The sequence below is a fragment of the Okeania sp. SIO3I5 genome, assembly GCF_010672085.1.
Taxonomy (GTDB): Bacteria; Cyanobacteriota; Cyanobacteriia; order Cyanobacteriales; family Microcoleaceae; genus Trichodesmium.
Genome location: NZ_JAAHHT010000180.1, coordinates 1 through 20,067 on the forward strand (window position 1 = coordinate 1; position 20,067 = coordinate 20,067).

Genomic DNA, 20,067 nt, shown 5'->3' on the forward strand with positions numbered 1-20,067 from the left:
AGGTACAGTTGTTTTTCTTCTTTATCTATTCCTACGAAATCAGAATTACTACTCCCTATTCCCTATTCCCTATTCCCAGTTAAGTGTTCCCTAAAACCAAAGAATTTTGTACCTCACGCTTTTTGGGAATTGCTGTATGTTATCTAATTATTATGTTTTTATCTTTGGTTTTTTCCCTTTAATTCTAATTATATTCTTTCCTTTAACCAAGTTTGGTTTAATTAAAGCTGCTAAGGTTTGCTTGACTGCTAATTCTTTTGCTTTTTAGGGTTATTGGAATGTTACTTATCTGTCTCTACTGATAATTTCAATTTTGTGGAATTATCAAATGGGGAAGTTTATTGCTGAAGCTAAACCACAAACTAAGCAAGCAAATGTTTGACTTTGGGTGGGTATAGCTGTTAATTGAGCAATAATTTTCTATTATAAATATGCGAACTTTTTCTTGGATACTATTAATTCAAGGGTTATTGGAATGTTGCTTATCTGCCTCTACTGATAATTTCAATTTTGTGGAATTATCACATGGGGAAGTTTATTGCTGAAGCTAAACCACAAACTAAGCAAGCAAATGTTTGACTTTGGGTGGGTATAGCTGTTAATTGAGCAATAATTTCCTACTATAAATATGTGCACTTTTTCTTGGATACTATTAATTGAGTAGTTTCTACAAATTTGAATTCTGGGCAAATTATTTTGCCTTTAGCAATTTCTTTTTATACTTTTACTCAGATAGCTTATTTAGTAGATGCTTATCGTGGGGAAACAAGAGAGACTAATTAGGGTTTGCGCTCAAAAGTCTTATGGGTAAGGGTAGGAGTTAGGAGTCGGGAATCGTAGGGGCGAATGGCCATTCGCCCGTACAGGAGAAATGGGAATTATAGAGGAGGTAGAAGTAAGAATTGTCCCTCAATTTTTCTGCCATAATCATCCCAAAATACTAACTTTTAGAGATATTTCTACTGAAAAGCTGGCACTTTTTTCGATCAAAAAAGACTGAAACCTTTATATTTTAATACTTTGATAATTAATCAGCAAGCCCTAATTATGACTGATTAACTTATAGTTTGTTTGTGGTTTTCTTTCTTCAATTAATCGCCGGATCTATTTGACGCCATGATGAACTTATTCCTCAGTTTCGTCAATTACGAAATTTTATTTTTTCCCAGAAAAATATGGCTTTGGGTTTAAGTCTTTTTAGTCTGGGATTATGTAAAAAAGTATTGATAGTTGACACTATATTGCCTTGGGTAGCACTAGCTTTTAATAATGCTTCTGAATTTAGTTTTATTGAAGCTTGGGTAGGAGCTTTAAGTTAGAGTTTCCAGCTATATTTTGATTTTTCTGGTTACTCAGATATGGCAATAGGTTTGGGGTTGATGTTTAATATAGCGTTTCTCAAATTATTCAGGTACAGTTGTTTTTCTTCTTTATCTATTCCTACGAAATCAGAATTACTACTCCCTATTCCCTTTGCCCTTTTCCCAGTTAAGTGTTCCCTAAAACCAAAGAATTTTGTACCTCACGAATATGGGAATTGCTATATTAAATTACCGATTAATTTTAACTCTCCCTACAAAGCTAATTCTATTAGTGATTTTTGGCGACGCTGGCATATTACTTTATCAAATTTTTTGAGAGATTATTTATATATTCCTCTGGGTGGAAGTGGTTGTGGAGAAGTGCGTCGTTATAGTAATCTTTTAACAACGATGCTGTTAGGTGGATTCTGGCATGGTGCAGGTTAAACTTATGTAATTTGGGGAGGTTTACACGGTATCTATTTAGGGTTTGCTGAAAAAGTCTTGTAGTAAGGGTAGGAGACTCGAGACTGGAGACTTGAGACTGGAGAAATGGGGATGAGCGAGGAGGTAGGAGTAAGAATTGTTCGTCAATTTTTCTGTCTTTATCTGCCCAAAATATGCTCATTTTTGAACCGAAAAGACCTAAAAGCTTGGATTTTTTCAAGACCTAAAAAGCCTGAAACTTTTACCTGAAAAGGACTTAATATTTAATCAGCAAACCCTATTTATGTATTAATCATGGTTGGCGAAAGTTAAATATTCCAATGCAAAAATTATTAGCATGGGCAATTACTTTTGTTGCTGTTATTATTAGTTGGGTGTTATTTCGAGCAGAAAATATTCAGGATGGTCTGGATATTTTACAGACAATGGCGGGTTTTAATGGAGTAGTTATACCAGGGGAAGCTAAAGATAAATTATCTGTACTAACTAATTTTGGTTTTCAACTTAAATCTTGGTCGGAACTAACTTATTTACCAGAACTTTGGGAGAGTATAGCACTACGCATTAAGGTTAGGACATTTCTAAATTCTGAAAGCCTTTGACAGTTTACTATTCCCTATTCCCTATTCCCTATTCACGCTTCGCGTAGCGCTATAAAACTTTCTCAATATTGACTATAATAACTTTAACTTTTTCTGTGAGTTTTCTACCTCATACTCAAGAAATTTTGGCAACGCTTAAACCTACTTGGTGGTGGGCAATATGGATTGGTATTTTGACAAGTGTAGCTTTATTATCCCTGAATCGTGTCTCTGAGTTTCTTTATTTCCAATTTTAATTGTTTAGATAAATATGAGTGTTAATAATCAACTTAATTATACTGAATCTCAACCTTTAAATACCGAAAAATCAAAAAAATATATGGTAAATATAAAAAAATATCGTCGATATAATTGGATATTTTTATTGTCAGTATTTCTGCCTGTAGTGACTGTAGGAGCATTTAATATTATTATCAATCCTTATGGTGTATTTAATACTCCTAATTTCTTGGGAATCAATCATTATAATTGAATGTTTTTACTGTCGGTATTTCTCCCTGTAGTTACTGTAGGAATATTAAATATTATTGTCGATCCTTATCATCTATTTAATACTCATAATTTCCTGGGGATAAACTATTCAAAAACTCGAAAATAAAATAGTTATCGCCTCTACAAAGCAACTGATATTATCCGCATTAAACCTTTGACCATTCTGTTAGCTTCATCTAGAATAAGAGTAGCTTTAGACCCTAATTATCCAGGATTATCAAACGAGCAATCTATTTATAATTTAGGACTTAATGGTATTAATCTTTATGAATTACGATGTTATATAGAACACGCAGTCTTTAAGCACAAATAATTAGATTTTACTTTTTTGCTCCAACCAAGCTAAACCAGCAGCAAAAGTTTCAGCTAAAACGCTAATTAACCGATAAAATGCAATTGCACTTAACAGAATACCAGGAGAAAATTTTGGCTCTAGTAAAGTTAAAGCAGTTACTTCAAATACCCCAACACCTCCTGGCGCTCCAGGTACAACTAAACCTAATAACCATGCTAAACTAAACGCACTAAATATTAAAAAAACGTCATTCAATTCAACAGATTTGAAAGCTAATATAGTCAATAAAAACCCAACACCTCGAATTAAAACAAAACAAATTTCTCCCACAAAAGGCTTAATTAAATACCGCTCTAATTTTAATTCAGTGACTGGCTTCATATCGGGTTTGCTAGCTTTTAATTTGATTTTAGCTAAGTATTTAATTACTGGGTTTAAAATTCGTGGATGCAGAATAGAAACTACTGCCAAAAAACACAAAAATTGTATAAGCCAACTTTCTTGAGTAGAACCAACTAAAGCGACTCCTAAAGCAGCTGCTGCCATTAAAAGTGGTTCTATTAAAACACTTAAAATGGCCGTTTCAAGAGGTACTCCGACTTGTTTTGTTGCATTAATTCGACTATAAAAATGCCATATATTTCCAGGTAAGTACTTAGCAATATTTGTTAGTAAATATACTCTAATTGCCCACCGTAAATTAACTTTTTGATGAAACTCTTTAATAATCCCAAACCAAACAATAGCTGACCATACATGAGCCATTATTGTGACAATTAAAGCAGATCCTAAACTTACCCACCCAGAATCACTAATTCTAATTTCTAGCACTTGTTCCCAGTTATCTTTAAGAGTTTTAACTAGGAAAAATAGAGTTACTCCTAAAATAACCCATCGGAGATAAGGTTTAATCCTCGACAAAAATTTTTTCATAAAGTATAAAACTAACTCAGTTGATAACTGCTAATTCTTTGTTTTTCTGCTCTAAACTGTCTTATACCATTTCTCTGTAACAATGCGCTTAATAATTATTACCCAGACCTGAATTTTTCAACAACTTTTACCTTTTATTAAGCGTAACTTCATGGACAAATGGTATTAGTATTCAACATATTAGGGTGCATTTCATATTTGCAAAAATACTTTTTTCTGATTCCCTATTCACTGTTCCCCGTTCCCTGTTCCCTGTTCCCTAAAAGCGACATTTTTTTTGCTTTTTTCACAATTGAGATACACCCATATATTAATCATTTTTTATCCAACTTTGGAATCAGCAATAATATATTTGCATTACCAATAATTTCCTGGGATTCAATTGTAAATTGTTCTGCAAATACAGACTTAAAAATATTCATATCTCCTCCATAATAGATAAACCATATACGGGAGTATGTAGGAGGTAGACTTTCAACCCAACTTTTTAAATAGACTTGAAGATTTGATTTATCTGTTTTTTCCCTCTTATCGACATATATAGGTGGTGTAGAACCTTGATAATAGTAAGTAAAAGGAAAAGAACCACCATTTATAGGGAAAGAATTAGCATGAAATGTAGAGTACATGATTATGTCACCTTCTCTATCTCGACTTTCAATCAATTGTGTTACTGGTCTGTAATGGTCTAATGCTCCCATGTATCGCTGGGAGCTTGTATAATAAGTTACTAAGCCTAAACTAACGGCAAACATATATATTACAGCTAGCACTACTCCAATTATTTTTCGCCAATCCCAAATCTTAAAAAAGCCAATTGCTACCAGTAGTATAAAGTATGGTTGAGAAATTATGAGATAACGACTGTTCCAGATTGAGTAGAATACATTAGAAAAAACAAAAATAGCTCCAGCAGGTATAATTCCCCATGAAGCTACCCATAAAACTTTCTGAGTACGAGGTTTTTTAATAATTGCAACCAAAATCACTATAGCCAGAATTAAAGCTACAACTTGAATCAATAATGGTAGATAAGGTGGTGGTGGAGAGTTAGCAAAGACAGTCATTATTCTTAGCTCTCGGAAAATTTCTTTCACACCAGGAATTGGTAAAATTACTCGGTGTGAACCTGAATAACTTTTTACAGAAAGAGCTACAGGAATACTAGCAAGAATGATTGTTAAATATAGAACGAGATAACTGATTAATCTAGAAATTTTAAATTTAAACTTCAGCCATAAAATCAGAATATCTGGGACTAAAAAAGCGGCATTTAAAGGTGTAGTGTAAAAGGATAAAACTCTACCTACAACCCATATTAATTTTGGAAGTTTTTGATTTGGTTGTTGTAGAGAATGTGCGAGACCAAGACAACCACAAAGCCCCAGGCAAACACTCATTGTATAGTATCTAATTTCTTGAGCATGATTGATAAATAATGGCGAAATAGTCAGTAAAAATCCTGCCATAAGACCAACTTTTTTACTAAACAAGTCATTACCTAATCTATAAATTATATATACAGATACTACTGCAAAAATAATAGCTGGAGTTCTCAACCATACCTCATTATCGGAAATATTAATCCATGGATGTAAAAGAGCATAGTAAAGTAGTCTGCCTTTATTAAAAGCTATCCGGTTTATATCCCTAATACTGAAAAATTCATCTATCCATAAACCTCGAAAATTTATTCTGTAAAAGTACAAACAGCAGGCTAAAACAAGAATCAATAAAATCGGAAACCATTCCTTTTTTTTGAGAGGGTAAATCAATCTCTGAAAAGCATTTAACATCAACTATTCCTTTGCCAAAATTTAGACATTTTTTGATCAATTTTATAGAATAAGGTTCGATAAATTTATGCAATTGCGTAACCTAATCTATAAATTTTAGATATACAGATACTACTGCAAAAATAATAGCTATAATTCTCAACCATACCTCATTATCGGAAATGTTAATCCATGGATGTAAAACAGCATAGTAAATTACCCTGCCCTTATTAAAAGCTATCCGGTTTATATCTCTAAAATACTGAAAAATTCATCTATCCATAAACCTCGAAAATTTATTCTGTAAAAATACAAACAGCAGGCTAAAACAAGAATCAATAAAATCGGAAACCATTCCTTTTTTTTGAGAGGGTAAATCAATCTCTGAAAAGCATTTAACATCAACTATTCCTTTGCCAAAATTTAGACATTTTTTGATCAATTTTATACAATAAGGTTCGATAAATTTATGCAATTGCGTAACCTAATCTATAAATTTTAGATATACAGATACTACTGCAAAAATAATAGCTATAATTCTTAACCATACCTCATTATCGGAAATGTTAATCCATGGATGTAAAACAGCATAGTAAATTATCCTGCCCTTATTACCTTATTAAAAGCTATCCGGTTTATATCTCTAAAATACTGAAAAATTCATCTATCCATAAACCTCGAAAATTTATTCTGTAAAAGTACAAACAGCAGGCTAAAACAAGAATCAATAAAATCGGAAACCATTCCTTTTTTTTTGAGAGGGTAAATCAATCTCTGAAAAGCATTTAACATCAACTATTCCTTTGCCAAAATTTAGACATTTTTTGATCAATTTTATAGAATAAGGTTCGATAAATTTATGCAATTGCGTAACCTAATCTATAAATTTTAGATATACAGATACTACTGCAAAAATAATAGCTATAATTTTCAACCATACCTCATTATCGGAAATATTAATCCATGGATGTAAAACAGCATAGTAAATTACCCTGCCCTTATTAAAAGCTATCCGGTTTATATCTCTAAAATACTGAAAAATTCATCTATCCATCAACCTCGAAAATTTATTCTGTAAAAGTACAAACAACACCCTAAGACAAGAATCAATAAAATCGGAAACCATTCCTTTTTTTTGAGAGGGTAAATCAATCTCTGAAAAGCATTTAACATCAACTATATCTCCTGGCTGCAAAAATTAGGTTATATAATTTCTCGAAAAGTATGTTATTCTGGCATTGCATACTTGTGAAATGAATGATAGGTTGAGATATCAGGGAAAAAGTATGAAAAGTCCAAAGTAGCAATCCAAATATATTCGTAATAATGGTAACAGATGTGAGATGCAAAACCACATTTGTGTCAATAGTTAAACTTCATCCAAATACAGTTTAATGAAAATCAATAACCATATACTAGATTTATCTATAGTAACGCCAATTTACAATGAAGTAGATAGTATTCCCCAACTACTGGAAACTATTTCTACTACTTTAAAAGAAAATCAACTTACTTATGAAATTATTTGTGTAGATGATGGTTCTCAGGATGGTTCCACAAAACTATTAACAGAATTAGCTCAAAAACGTACAGATTTAAAAGCAATAATTCTGCGTCGAAATTATGGACAAACTGCTGCTATGGCGGCAGGATTTAACCATGCTTCTGGTAAAGTAGTTGTGACTTTAGATGGAGATTTACAAAACGATCCGGCAGATATTCCACTATTATTATCTAAGCTGGATGAAGGTTATGATTTGGTGAGTGGGTGGCGGAAAAATAGGCAAGATGATGCTGTTAGGCGACTACTTCCTTCTAAAATTGCTAATTGGATAATTGGCAAAGTCACAGGAGTAAATTTACATGATTATGGTTGTTCTTTAAAAGCTTATCGTTTGGAATTAGTTGCTGATATGAATCTCTATGGTGAATTACATAGATTTTTACCAGCTTTAGCTTTTATTGAAGGAGCAAGAATTACAGAAATAGCTGTCAATCACTACGCTCGTCGCTATGGTAAAAGTAAGTATGGTTTAGGGCGAACTTTTCGAGTTGTGATGGATTTATTGACAGTATTTTTTATGAAGAAATTCCTGACTAGACCGATGCACGTTTTTGGAATGTTAGGTTTAATTTCTGGAGGGTTAGGGTTAGTTTTGGGTATTTATTTAACCATTTTAAAACTTGGCTTTGGTGAAAATATTGGCGATCGCCCTCTACTAATTTTGGTTGTTGTTTTATTACTAGCTGGTTTGCAATTATTTAGTTTTGGTTTATTGGCAGAGTTACTGATGCGAACTTATCACGAATCTCAAGAACGCCCAATTTATCGAGTGCGAGAAGTTATTAGCAATTTAGGAGAGAGTAGGGAGTAGGGAGCACGAGGAAATAATTGATGAATAAAAGTGCGATAATTAATTTGATTTTTTATTATTGGAGACGTCTATTTAAGAATTAATCAGTATTTAGTTTTCAGGTATTATGCCAAGCGTGAAAAAATAATGTTACGAATAATAAGGGAGATTAACGAAGTCAGAAGTCAGAAATTATTTTTGTAACGAGGATTTGATATCCGCTCCAAAAATATTTCCCCGATCAAGGCGGGGTTTTAGACCCAATCCTGTTTGATAAAATAGTTTATAGAAGATGTCTCTTTGACTAAAAATATTAGTTATGAACTAAGAAATAGTATTGAAGGTATTCCCATACGACTTCTGACTCCTAACTCCTAAGAATTACCCTAAATATTTGTAGCAAACACTTATCAAATTGGTATTAGCTATTTTCACTAAATTTTCACTTTAAAATATACTTCAAAGTAGATAAGGTTTGTTGAATAAATAGGGTTTGCTAAAAAAGTATTTTTGCTGTTTATAGTAGTCAGGAGAAATGCTGAATTACAAAAGATGTAGTCGGAACAATTATCCCTAAATTTTTCCGCCACTCGCTGCCCAAAATCCTCAGTTTTTCCTGCTCATCAGAGTAAAAAGCTAGCACTTTTCTCCCACATAAAATGGCTTTACCCTTTATCTGTCAATCTTTTCAGATTTAATCAGCAAGCCCTAAATAAATATAGAATCTTCATGTATCATCAATTTAAGTGGTGCTATACCTGGAAATAAAGTACGAAAAAATACTAAATATTTAGTTCTCTTTCAAAGATTTTTCTTAACTACCAGGTAGTAAAAATGCAGAAAAATTAACACTTGCAACTATTCCCTATTCCCTATTCCCTAATTATTGATAAGTAGGAAAATCAATATATCCTTCTGGGTCAAATGAATACCAAGTTTTCATATCCGATATTGGATTTAGCGGCCAATTATTAGCAAAACGTTCTGCTAAATCTGGATTACTAATATAAAGTCTACCAAAAGCAATTAAATCTGCATTTCCTGACTTAATAGCAGCTTCAGCAGTTTCTTTTTTATAGCCACAATTTCCGATCAATGCCTGAGAAAAGACTTCACGAAACTCTGCTAAATTCATTGCTTCTCCTAACTGGTGAAAACCAAATTCTAAACCATCCATAACATAAAGATAAGCTAGTCCGTAATTATTTAACTGTTTGGCAACGTAAAGAAAATTTTCGCGAAAATCTGGGGAACCCATATCATTAAAAGCACCATTAGGTGAAATTTTCACTCCCACTCGATGAGACGGCCATACAGTTAAAATAGATTCAACAATTTCTTTAAGAAATTGAAATCTGTTTTCCAGACTACCTCCGTAGCGATCGCTCCGACGATTAGTCTTTGATTGTAAAAACTGGTCAATTAAATAACCATTACCACCATGAATTTCTACTCCATCAAAACCAGCAGCTTTTGCCCTAACGGCAGCTTGACGATAATCTTCTACAACTGCTGGAATTTCTTCTGTTTCTAGAGCGCGGGGTGTTTCGTAGGGTTGTTTGCCAATGGGGGTATTGTAAAGTTTTATTAATTTTGTAGAAAAACATAGGAAAAAAACTAAAAATATCTTAGACTGAGAAAGGATTGCAGAACAGCTCGTTAAATGTTGACAGGAGGGATAATACAGTTAGTAGAACGTACTATTATTAAAAAAAATCATCTGGTGTCAAATACAATGAGTCATGTCAATGTTCGTTTAAATACCGATCAGAAAAGTAGTCCCAAACGCTTTTAGCAATGGGATAGAGGGTGTTGTAGTTCACCCCGTTAAGGTAACACTTAATTAAAACACTTGTCTAGGAATATTTTTCTATAGATTTAGTAACTATGAATATATTCTTCATTTAAGATAACCGTAGAAGCAGATACGGGGAGTTGACCATTTTCCTGAAAGCTAGTATGGGAAGCTCGTACACAGTGCCAAAGTTGCAGAAAGATATGAGTTCCATTAGCATGAACTGCCTCTACAACCTGCTGCCAAGCTTTCGTCTGTTCGTCTGAGTAGATACCGGGGGTATTAAGCCAACCAATACCTTGTTTGGAAATGACAGTAGCTTCAGAAATAATTAGACCTGCACCTGCTCGTTGAGCGTAATATTCTGCCATTATTTCGTTAGGCATTCTTTCGACTCCAGCACGAGACCGAGTTAAGGGAGCCATGATGACTCGGTTTTTCAGAGTTAAATCTCCTATATTGAAGGGGCTGAGTAGGGCGAGGGAATCTGTTGGATCGGTCATTTCGGTTATCAGTTTTCAGTTATTAATTATCAGTTAGCCTCTTTTTCTGTAGAATGCTGCTCAAAAAGAGGAGCTTTCCTTGAGAATGCTTTGCTGGAAAGATTAAACCCACGGACTATCACTACCCTTGGTCAACCTCCTAAATAGGGAGGAAAGAAAAAGGGAAGTAAGAAAATTTAGCTTTTCTTTTTTTATACCCTGAAAAGGAGAAAATTAACTTAATTAATAACTTACGTCATAAAGCATTAAGTTCAGACGTTGCAGTTTGATCCCTTATTTATATATATTAATTGAAGCCATCGCCTCATCCCATAGTTTATCTAAAATCTATCTTATAACTCAGACGTTGTAGTTTTATTACTTATCTATTTATTATCTATTTAATTGAAGCGATCGCTTCACCCCATAGTTTATCTAAAATCTATCTTATAACTCAGACGTTGTAGTTTTATCCCCTCGAAAATTAGTACCTCGAATATCTCCCCACTAATCTCAAAACCCCAACGTCTTAGTTAAATCAATTATCCATCTAGACACAGTCAGGCGAGTGCCACCTTATTTATTTATCTAAAAACCCCAACGTCTTAGTTAAATCAATTATCCATCTAGACACAGTCAGGCGAGTGCCACCTTATTTATTTATCTAAAAACCCCAACGTCTTAGTTAAATCAATTATCCATCTAGACACAATCAGGCAAGCGCCACCTTATTTATTTATCTAAAATCTCAAAACCCCAACGTCTTAGTTAAATCAATTATCCATCTAGACACAGTCAGGCAAGCGCCACCTTATTTATTTATCTAAAATCTCAAAACCCCAACGTCTTAGTTAAATCAATTATCCATCTAGACACAGTCAGGCGAGCGCCACCTTATTTATTTATCTAAAATCTCAAAACCCCAACGTCTTAGTTAAATCAATTATCCATCTAGACACAGTCAGGCGAGCGCCACCTTATTTATTTATCTAAAATCTAAAAACCCCAACGTCTTAGTTAAATAAATTTTCAATCTAGATAGAGTGAGGCGAGCGCCACCCCTCTATTTATCTAAAATCTCAAAACCCCAACGTCTTAGTTAAATCAATTATCCATCTAGACACAGTCAGGCAAGCGCCACCTTATTTATTTATCTAAAATCTAAAAACCCCAACGTCTTAGTTAAATAAATTATCGTTAAATTAGACAAGTGTGCAGCTCAACTTAATTACTACCCTACAAAAGAAATAATTAAGATGATAATTAAATTACCATAAGCTAATACTTTTGATCGATAAGGCTAAATTTTTGGGCACGTATCAAAATCATCCCTTGATAATGGAATGCCGAAAATTGATTGTCAGAAACTACTTCCCCGTCTGAAAGTAAAGCTAATTTTTGCTCACTGAAAATAACGCTTTACAGCCTCTAAATATTCTAAATATATATCTATAGTTTTTCTGACTTAGTAACTAGATAATATTTAGAATTAAGGCAAACTAAAGTTTAAAAAACTTCCGCTCCTTCAAACTGCTTAACTTTCTGAACATTAGCAGATTCTCCACAAGTTCGAGGCATAGGAAATATTTTTTCAGGATTAGCTAAACCCTTGGGATTAAACACACTTCTTACCCATTGCATTGTCTCCAAATCTGTTTCATTAAACATCAAAGGCATATAACATTTTTTATCGGAACCAATACCATGTTCTCCAGACAAACTACCACCAACCTCTACACATAATTTGAGAATTTCTCCACCTATTTCTTCCACTCTTTCCAAATCTCCCTCAACAGAATCATCATATAAAACTAAAGGATGAAGATTTCCATCCCCTGCATGAAATACATTCGCAATACGATAACCATATTTCTGACTTATTGCTTCAATTTCACCCAAAACATAAGCCATTTTTGTCCGAGGTATTACCCCATCCTGCACAAAATAATTTTTACTAATATTACCAGCAGCAGCAAAAGTAGCCTTTCGCCCTTTCCATAATTTCATCCGCTTTTCTGGTTCATTAGCAATCGTAATTTCTATAGCTTCATTTTGTTCACATATTTCTTTAACTCGTTGTTTATTTACATCAACCTCTAACTGTGAACCATCCAATTCAACCAACAAAATAGCTGCTGCATTCCGAGGATATAAACCAGTTTTAACTACATCTTCTACAGCATTAATACTAAAATTATCCATAATTTCCATTCCCCCAGGAATTATCCCAGCGCTGATAATATCTGACACAGTTTGCCCAGTAGTTTCAATACTAGGAAATCCTGCTAAAAGTACGCAGACTGATTCGGGAGATTTAAGAATTCTAAGAGTAATTTCAGTCGCTATTCCCAAAGTACCTTCGGAACCTACAAATAAACCTGTTAAATCATAACCAGGCATCTCTGAAATTTGTCCGCCAATTTCAACTATTGAACCTTCAGGTGTAACTATTTTTAATCCTAAAACATGGTTAGTTGTGACACCATATTTGAGACAATGAACGCCTCCAGAATTTTCAGCAATATTCCCACCAATAGAACAAATAATTTGACTGGAAGGGTCGGGAGCGTAATAGAAACCAGCTCCACTAACTGCTTGTGTCACCCAGTTATTAATAATGCCTGGTTGTACAATAACTTGTTGATTTTCTAAGTCTATTTTCAGGATTTTTCGCATTAATGAAGTGACGATTAAAACGCAGTCTTCTATTGGTAATGCACCTCCAGAAAGACCTGTTCCTGCACCTCTAGGAAGCCAAGGAATATTAAGGTTATGACATATTTTTACTGCTTCTGAGACTTGTTCGGTGGTGCGGGGTAATACTACTAATGCAGGTCTTTGACGATAACTAGCTAGACCGTCACATTCATAGACTAATAATTCTTCTTTACGTTGAACTACGCCTTTTTTTCCCACAACTGCTTCAAATTGTTTGGCAATTTTTTTCCAATTGCGTTTTGTTTGTTGTTTATCTTTACTAAGCATTTTATTTTTATAGAATTATGAAAATATAATTTTCAAGAAACTATGATTTTCAATATTATATTTTAACTATACCATCTGATGCAATATTTGATCTAGCTCTAGAGAATGGTTTAGCATATTAGATTAGTTGACAAATAAGTTATCAAAATAGACTTTAATTTTTTATTCTGTCAAAAACTCTGTGAATTACAAGGGAAATTTAACTTAGAGTTATACTAAGCAAGTTTATGGGTAGATATTTATATTAGGGTTTGCTGATTAAATATCAAATCCTTTTCAGGTAAAAAAATTAGCCTTTTTAGGTCTTGAAAAAATCCAAGCTTTTAGGTCTTTTTAGTTCAAGAATTTAGTATTTTGGGCAGAGACTTAGACAGAAAAATTGAGGAACAATTCTTACTCCTAACCTCCTCTAAATTCCCATTTATCCTGACTCCTACCCAAACCCATGCATACTTTTTCAGCAAACCCTACATTAAAATAATGACAAAAATTTTAAGATATTTGCTGCTTACTATGAGATAAAAAATTTAATTATGTCATTAAGATCAAAATAATTTCTGAAACTTAATTAAACTGTATTGCGTTTGTATAGCATTTTTATTTGAAATGCGGAAACTGATTTCTATTAAAAAGGGAATAGGTATGGAAGGAAGAAGGGAAAACAGCATAAAATAGTAGCTTTCTGAAAGGATTAGTGGGTACTCTTTTTGCAGAATTTTTTATTATAAAAAACCTCAATCTAGATTTACATATCATTCGAAAACACTATATAAGTCTTGTAAAAATATAAGTCTTGTAAAATCTATTTTTAAACTGAAAATAATATGGCAGAATAAAATATGTTTGGTTTATCTTTTTCTTGAATTAAATGATAAGTTTTGGCAGAGTTTAAATACTTCTGGTTAAAGATAAATTCTTGTCTAACAATATAATTATAATTAACTGTGTTCAAGAAATTATTTGCTCAAAAGCATAATTTATCAATAAATTAATAATTAGAATAGTTCGGCTTAATCATAAATTTCTCAATCAGTTTCAGCATCTCACCCCTGAGAAAGTGTTTCTCTTTTTTTATTTCTCGCCCTAGGTCGTACAGACGTTCTCGCAGTAAAATAAATAGAATATATTCTTAAGTCTGAACTTAGTAAGATAATTGTCTGTAAATGTCTATATTTTTATTGAAATTAAATAAGACCTTGTTAATTTAATTGAATGAAGAAAGTAAAAATAGGAAGGAGTTAGAAAGTTTACTCAACTTTAATTTTATTTCATAGATTAACTTTCAGCTACAGAAAAAACATGAGGATAAGCCTGCCAAACCTGTCTAATAAAATGTTTTAATTTTTGATGTGAAAGTTGTAAGTCTTTCTCCTGAATATCTAAGGACTCTAATTCACTAAAAAGTGGCATAAACTCTGTATCAATAACTTCCCTAAATAAAGAAATCGGCCATACTAAATCTGCACCTTCTCGTAAATCCCACAAAGTAGATTGATCGGAATTATCTTGATGATTTTCAGATTTATTTTCTGAAGCAAATACTTTTAATAGCAAAGGGCGAACCCAACACATTTTTCGTTTTGTCAATATCTGAATTACTGCTGCATATAAATAGGTATTTCCATATTCCAAACAGACAATTTGACTTGGTTGGAAATTAGAGATTAAATCTTTTGATGTTGGCTTCATAGGGAAAATACCTGAGATTATATAAATCTTTTTTGTGTAAATTATTCTAGATTATCATATTTGCTGCAATGATAAAGATGAAGTAGAAAATTGAGGATTTTAGAAAACAGCTTAACTGTAAAGAAACAATAGAGAAACTAGAAACAAAAATCCCTTCTACCATTTCTCAAAAAACTTTTCAACCCGTATCTTTCTCTAGGGAGTAGGGTCGAAGGTAAGGACGTTGCATACAACGAGAGTAGGTAGAATTTAATAATTAATAATTAACAATTAATAATTAATAATTATTAATTACCTCTTCTGTAATATAGCAATCCCAGATGATTTGGGAGAAAGGTTCTGTATCAATATTTTACGCTGTCTAGAATGCTTCTCTATTTTCATTTATGACTACTATAGAAGGAGTGGTTAAAAGGAATTTTTTTGTTCTCAAGGGGAGATTGGATATGATTAGGTAACCCATCCATACCACCCTGCGGGAAACTTTCCTTACGGAATGCTATCGCAAACGTTAACGACCGCTTTTTATTCTTGAAAGGAGAGGTTTTAAACCTTAATTTTTCGGTAAACATAAAAATAATTAAGATGCTAGTGATTAATAATTATCAAAAAGGTGATTCAGACTGTATTAATTACTTAATAATTGAAGTGCCACCTAAGTATAGCATTGCTAAAAGTAATTAGTATTATACCAATTTTCAAAAAGAATGTTACGAATAATAAGGGCGATAAAAAGACTTTACGGGAGATGTTCTTTTGAGGAATTAAATAAGTTATGAACTAAGAACGGCTAAGAAACTATTTCTTCTAAATTCTGACTCCTTAAAAAAAACTAGATATTTGTAGCAAACATTTATCAAATTGGTATTAGAAAAATTATATATTTTCGAGATAATTTATATATTTTTTCTGTCTATTTATTCCTTTTTCCGTTCTCTTTTAGTGAATCTCAATAGAGAATTTTAAGTGCTACTTCTAAATCCATAGTTAATTTTTGCGCCTGCTTTTTTCCCAAATCATAAATATCATCTTTCACAGATAAAGTACCACCAATTCTAACTGTAACATCACAACCAAGACGGGGAATAACTGGGTTGTAACTCAAAGATATAGGTACTATTTTAATATCAAGATTTGGTTGATAATATTTAGCCTGAAATCCTATTCTTGCTAATCCATTTTTCAGAGGATGAACTTGGCGATCGCGATAAATCTTACCTTCAGGAAATATCACTAACATCTCTCTATTTAACATTAGTTCCACTCCATGACGAAAACAAGAAACTGCCGGATTTTTTGGGTTAATAGGAAATCCACCCAAACCTCTAATTAACCAACCTTGTAAACCTTTAACTTCATCCATACTAACCATAAATCTTGGGTCTCTACCTGTCACTAATCTACCTGTGGCATAAGCGATAATTAACCCATCCCAACGAGAACAATGAGTAGGGGCTAAAATTACCGCTCCTGTTTTCGGAATATTTTCTTTGCCAATAATATTTATTCTCCGAAAATAAAATGGCATTACTATATAATGACCGAGAAAATAAGATAAAGAAACTAACCAAGAACAAATACTTGAAATTGTAGAGTTAACTTGAAAATTTGCTGTTTTAAAAAATGATTGAATGTACTTGAGCAGCATCATAATTTTTTACCTCAATGTCTAAGTTAACTTCTTGACTTTAAGGTAAATTTTGTAGCTTAATTAGCTTACTCTTTAAATGACACTTATTTAACTGTCAAGTTTTTATGATTTTTTACCAGTTGAAGTAGCACTCAGCTATCAGCTCTCAGTAATCAGCTTCTCAAGCTATATAATTTGGCTTTTAATTTCCCCATTAACAAGCACAATGCGCTTTTTCAAATATAGTAGAGGATTTAAACTCTTGGATTTTTAGCTGATAACTAATAGCTAATTAATTAGGGTTTGCTGATTAAATTTTAAAGCATTGACTTTAATCATGGTTTTAGCCGTTTTAAGTCTTGAAAAAGTACAAGGTTTTTGCTCCTTAAAGCTCATGCATTTTAGGATGAAAGGGTTGACAAGAGCCAAAAAATCACGAATTAAATTCTTTCTTCTGCCTCCTCTAAATTCCTTACTCCTCCAGTATCGAGTCTCCTGTCTCCTGACTCCTTACCCTCACCCATAAGACTTTTTCAGCAAACCCTAATTAGAGAATTTTTCAAGGGCAAAATTAATTTTCTTTCTTATTACCTAAATTGAGTAAACCAAGACTGTAATTGTTGACGACAAGCAGTTTCCATTATTCCCCCCAATACAGACAAACGATGATTAGAAAAAACACTATCTGGAAAATTAGCCACAGTCCTAATTGTGCCAGTTTTCGGATCGTCCGCTCCATAAACCAATAAACCTATCCTAGCCTGTAATATTGCCCCGGCACACATTGGACAAGGTTCCAGGTTAACGTAGAGAATACATTGATTTAAGTGCCAATTCTGCAAAATTTGTCCTGCTTGTCGCAAAGCCAATATTTCTGCATGAGCAGTAGGGTCAAAATCTCGCTCCCGTCGGTTTTGAGCTTCTGTAATTAACTTACCATCTGAATTAACTATCACAGCAGCTACTGGTACTTCTCCAGCATCACCAGCAATTTTGGCCAGCTCTAACACTCGACTCATCCATTTTTTATGGACTACATAATTACAGTAGTTAATCATCATATATTTTTCGGTAAATGGGAAACAAACCCGTTTTAACGGCTGGATGGAAACGATGTGATAAATTTTAACCCATACTCAAAAAATGTTTTGCAATAGACCTCTCCAAAAAATAAATAAGTAACTCAAGAGAGGATGTCACAAAAAAAATATTCATCCAAATAAATAGTATTATTAATCTTAGTTAGACTGAAATTAACTTACTTGACTTCATCAGATTAAAAAATAGTCGGTTGACTATTATAAAATTTTTCATCAGTAATTCAAAATTGGTATCAAAGGTAGGATTCAGCAATTAACAATTAACAATTAACAATTAATAATTAATAATTAATAATTAATAATTATTACCTCTCCCTAAAAGCTATCCCTTATCAGGAACTCCTGAAAAGCTTGTAGGAAGGGTAAGGAAGGTCGAGGAGTGTGGGGAGTATGGGCAGTGTAGGAAGTGTGGGAAATGTGGGGAGTAAGAATTTTGTCTACAGTTCTCAAAAAAATGTACCTTCAAATAAACTTTTCTCAAGAAAAAGCCTCTCAAAGCCTTATTCATAACTTGTCTATAATGCCCAAGTTTTATGTTAAGAAAGATGTTTATAAAGCAAAGCCAAAAAAAGGATAGGATTGACCAAGAAGGAAAAAATTTTATTTCTCTTGGTCAATTGGATATGGCGTTTTAAACTAATTTATGCTCTCTAGGAAAAATACCAGTAACAGTTACTATTATTAGGATATTTTCAAACTCTCAAATTTTGTCACAACAACAATTTAACTGCTGTACGTGGCTAATCCAATGGCTTCCCTATCGCCCCTTCTGACTTCAGCTATAATTTTGGATTATACATTTTTACAAATTATGACTAATCAGCCTTTACTAATAGAATGGCAAATTGTTAAAGACTATAGCGATATTCTGTACCACAAAACTGACGGAATTGCCAAAATAACAATTAATCGTCCTCACAAACGCAATGCTTTTCGTCCTAAAACTGTGTTTGAACTTTATGATGCTTTTGTCGATGCTCGTGAAGACCCCAATATTGGAGTAGTTTTATTTACAGGTGCTGGACCTCATACAGATGGTAAATATGCTTTCTGTGCTGGTGGAGATCAAAGTGTACGGGGTAAAGCAGGTTATGTCGATGAGGCTGGAGTGCCACGATTGAATGTATTGGACTTACAACGATTAATTCGTTCCATGCCGAAAGTTGTTATTGCTTTAGTGGCTGGATATGCTATTGGTGGGGGTCATGTTTTACATATTATCTGTGACCTGACTATTGCAGCGGACAATGCAATTTTTGGACAAACTGGTCCCAAAGTAGGTAGTTTTGATGGTGGGTTTGGAGCTAGTTATTTAGCAAGGATTGTTGGTCAGAAAAAAGCACGAGAAATTTGGTTTCTCTGTCGGCAATATACTGCACAAGAAGCTTTGGAAATGGGTTTAGTCAATTGTGTTGTACCAGTCGAAGAGTTAGAAACAGAAGGCATAAAATGGGCATTAGAAATTTTGGAAAAAAGCCCGATCGCTATTCGTTGTCTAAAAGCCGCTTTTAATGCTGATTGTGATGGGCAAGCTGGTCTACAAGAATTAGCTGGTAATGCTACTCTTCTTTACTACATGACAGAGGAAGGAGCTGAAGGTAAAAAGGCGTTCCTAGAAAAACGGCCTCCAGACTTTCGTAGATACCCTTGGTTACCGTGACATTTTCAACTCCAAAGTTGCATACTGAAAATGATCAAGTCAGTTTAGGATAAATTTGACTTCTCCCCGCGAATCGAGCGACGGGGATTCTTTACTAAGAAGTCCAAAAATGAACTCTTAAGGGCGTAGTCAAAGCGCCTCTAGTTAGTTGACTTAAGTTGAGATTAAGCCTTCCAGATACTTTTCGGAGAATGTTTGCTGCACCATTGCAATCAGCATTGATTAAATAGCCCGCAGCAGATTGATACAAACCTCGTTGTCTTGATGCAGTCGCTCATGGGGGAGACCCCCAAGACCGCGCTGCATCGCTTAATGCGTTTTCCTGATGGTTCCCAGTTATCGGGTTTTTCACGCCCTGATTGGGAGAAAGTCATTATCTAAAAACGATACAAATATTCTAATAGTTTCTAAATATATAGAAAAATATTCTAATATTCAGTTCAGACCAAATTAATTAATCTTGGATGAACTACAACACCCTCTATCCCATTGCTAATAGCGTTTGGGACTACTTTACGATCTGCCGA

15 protein-coding genes and 1 pseudogene are annotated in these 20,067 nt (G+C 33.4%); 8 read left to right on the plus strand and 8 right to left on the minus strand.

Translation table 11 applies throughout. The features are described 5' to 3' along the window. Positions 1 to 1,175: 1,175 nt before the first annotated feature. The 5 genes and pseudogenes from F6K40_RS41655 to F6K40_RS28995 all read left to right on the plus strand — a co-directional run bounded on the left by F6K40_RS41655 (position 1,176) and on the right by F6K40_RS28995 (position 2,822). Positions 1,176 to 1,319: a hypothetical protein gene (locus F6K40_RS41655; RefSeq protein ID WP_293140808.1), complete on the plus strand. Its 144-nt coding sequence runs from the start codon at positions 1,176 to 1,178 to the stop codon at positions 1,317 to 1,319. Then, positions 1,299 to 1,745: pseudogene (locus tag F6K40_RS41660) on the plus strand (MBOAT family O-acyltransferase); the annotation flags it as partial. The gene F6K40_RS41655 and the pseudogene F6K40_RS41660, both read left to right, overlap by 21 nt. Positions 1,746 to 2,068: 323 nt before the next feature. Beyond that, positions 2,069 to 2,350 (plus strand): hypothetical protein, encoded by a 282-nt coding sequence (locus F6K40_RS28985; RefSeq protein ID WP_293140810.1) that lies wholly within the window; start codon positions 2,069 to 2,071, stop codon positions 2,348 to 2,350. Positions 2,351 to 2,418: 68 nt separating this feature from the next. Continuing rightward, positions 2,419 to 2,586, plus strand: coding sequence for a hypothetical protein (locus F6K40_RS28990; RefSeq protein WP_293140812.1), 168 nt, complete (start codon positions 2,419 to 2,421; stop codon positions 2,584 to 2,586). Between the two features lie 14 nt (positions 2,587 to 2,600). Next, positions 2,601 to 2,822 (plus strand): hypothetical protein, encoded by a 222-nt coding sequence (locus F6K40_RS28995; protein WP_293140814.1) that lies wholly within the window; start codon positions 2,601 to 2,603, stop codon positions 2,820 to 2,822. A 333-nt stretch (positions 2,823 to 3,155) separates the two neighbouring features. Here F6K40_RS28995 and F6K40_RS29000 read toward each other — a convergent pair whose 3' ends face one another. Continuing rightward, positions 3,156 to 4,058, minus strand: coding sequence for a lysylphosphatidylglycerol synthase domain-containing protein (locus F6K40_RS29000; RefSeq protein WP_365673162.1), 903 nt, complete (start codon positions 4,056 to 4,058; stop codon positions 3,156 to 3,158). A gap of 326 nt (positions 4,059 to 4,384) precedes the next feature. Next, a complete protein-coding gene (locus F6K40_RS29005) occupies positions 4,385 to 5,866 on the minus strand; it encodes a glycosyltransferase family 39 protein (RefSeq protein ID WP_293140818.1) in 1,482 nt (493 codons plus the stop codon). A gap of 1,373 nt (positions 5,867 to 7,239) precedes the next feature. Between F6K40_RS29005 and F6K40_RS29010 the strand changes: the two genes are divergently transcribed. Continuing rightward, positions 7,240 to 8,220 (plus strand): glycosyltransferase family 2 protein, encoded by a 981-nt coding sequence (locus tag F6K40_RS29010; protein ID WP_293140820.1) that lies wholly within the window; start codon positions 7,240 to 7,242, stop codon positions 8,218 to 8,220. 862 nt (positions 8,221 to 9,082) lie between these two features. On the opposite strand, the gene F6K40_RS29015 is transcribed toward F6K40_RS29010, so the two are convergent. The 6 genes from F6K40_RS29015 to F6K40_RS29040 form a co-directional block, all read right to left on the minus strand. Continuing rightward, positions 9,083 to 9,886, minus strand: a complete 804-nt coding sequence (locus F6K40_RS29015) for an oxidoreductase (protein WP_483143780.1) — start codon at positions 9,884 to 9,886, stop codon at positions 9,083 to 9,085. A gap of 191 nt (positions 9,887 to 10,077) precedes the next feature. Then, positions 10,078 to 10,497 (minus strand): oxidoreductase, encoded by a 420-nt coding sequence (locus F6K40_RS29020; RefSeq protein WP_365673166.1) that lies wholly within the window; start codon positions 10,495 to 10,497, stop codon positions 10,078 to 10,080. A 1,485-nt stretch (positions 10,498 to 11,982) separates the two neighbouring features. Next, complete coding sequence (glcD, locus tag F6K40_RS29025; RefSeq protein WP_293140822.1) at positions 11,983 to 13,461, minus strand: glycolate oxidase subunit GlcD; 1,479 nt, start codon at positions 13,459 to 13,461, stop codon at positions 11,983 to 11,985. Between the two features lie 1,275 nt (positions 13,462 to 14,736). Then, positions 14,737 to 15,150: a hypothetical protein gene (locus tag F6K40_RS29030; RefSeq protein WP_293140824.1), complete on the minus strand. Its 414-nt coding sequence runs from the start codon at positions 15,148 to 15,150 to the stop codon at positions 14,737 to 14,739. A 949-nt stretch (positions 15,151 to 16,099) separates the two neighbouring features. After that, entirely contained in the window at positions 16,100 to 16,801 is a 702-nt protein-coding gene (locus tag F6K40_RS29035) for a lysophospholipid acyltransferase family protein (protein ID WP_293140826.1), read from the minus strand. 566 nt (positions 16,802 to 17,367) lie between these two features. Then, entirely contained in the window at positions 17,368 to 17,838 is a 471-nt protein-coding gene (locus F6K40_RS29040; RefSeq protein WP_293140832.1) for a nucleoside deaminase, read from the minus strand. A 448-nt stretch (positions 17,839 to 18,286) separates the two neighbouring features. On the opposite strand from F6K40_RS29040, the gene F6K40_RS29045 reads away from it, so the two are divergent. Then, on the plus strand, positions 18,287 to 18,457 hold the full coding sequence (locus F6K40_RS29045) for a hypothetical protein (protein WP_293140828.1): 171 nt from the start codon (positions 18,287 to 18,289) through the stop codon (positions 18,455 to 18,457). A 234-nt stretch (positions 18,458 to 18,691) separates the two neighbouring features. Beyond that, positions 18,692 to 19,540, plus strand: coding sequence for a 1,4-dihydroxy-2-naphthoyl-CoA synthase (gene menB / locus F6K40_RS29050; protein ID WP_293140830.1), 849 nt, complete (start codon positions 18,692 to 18,694; stop codon positions 19,538 to 19,540). The last annotated feature ends 527 nt before the right edge of the window (positions 19,541 to 20,067 follow it).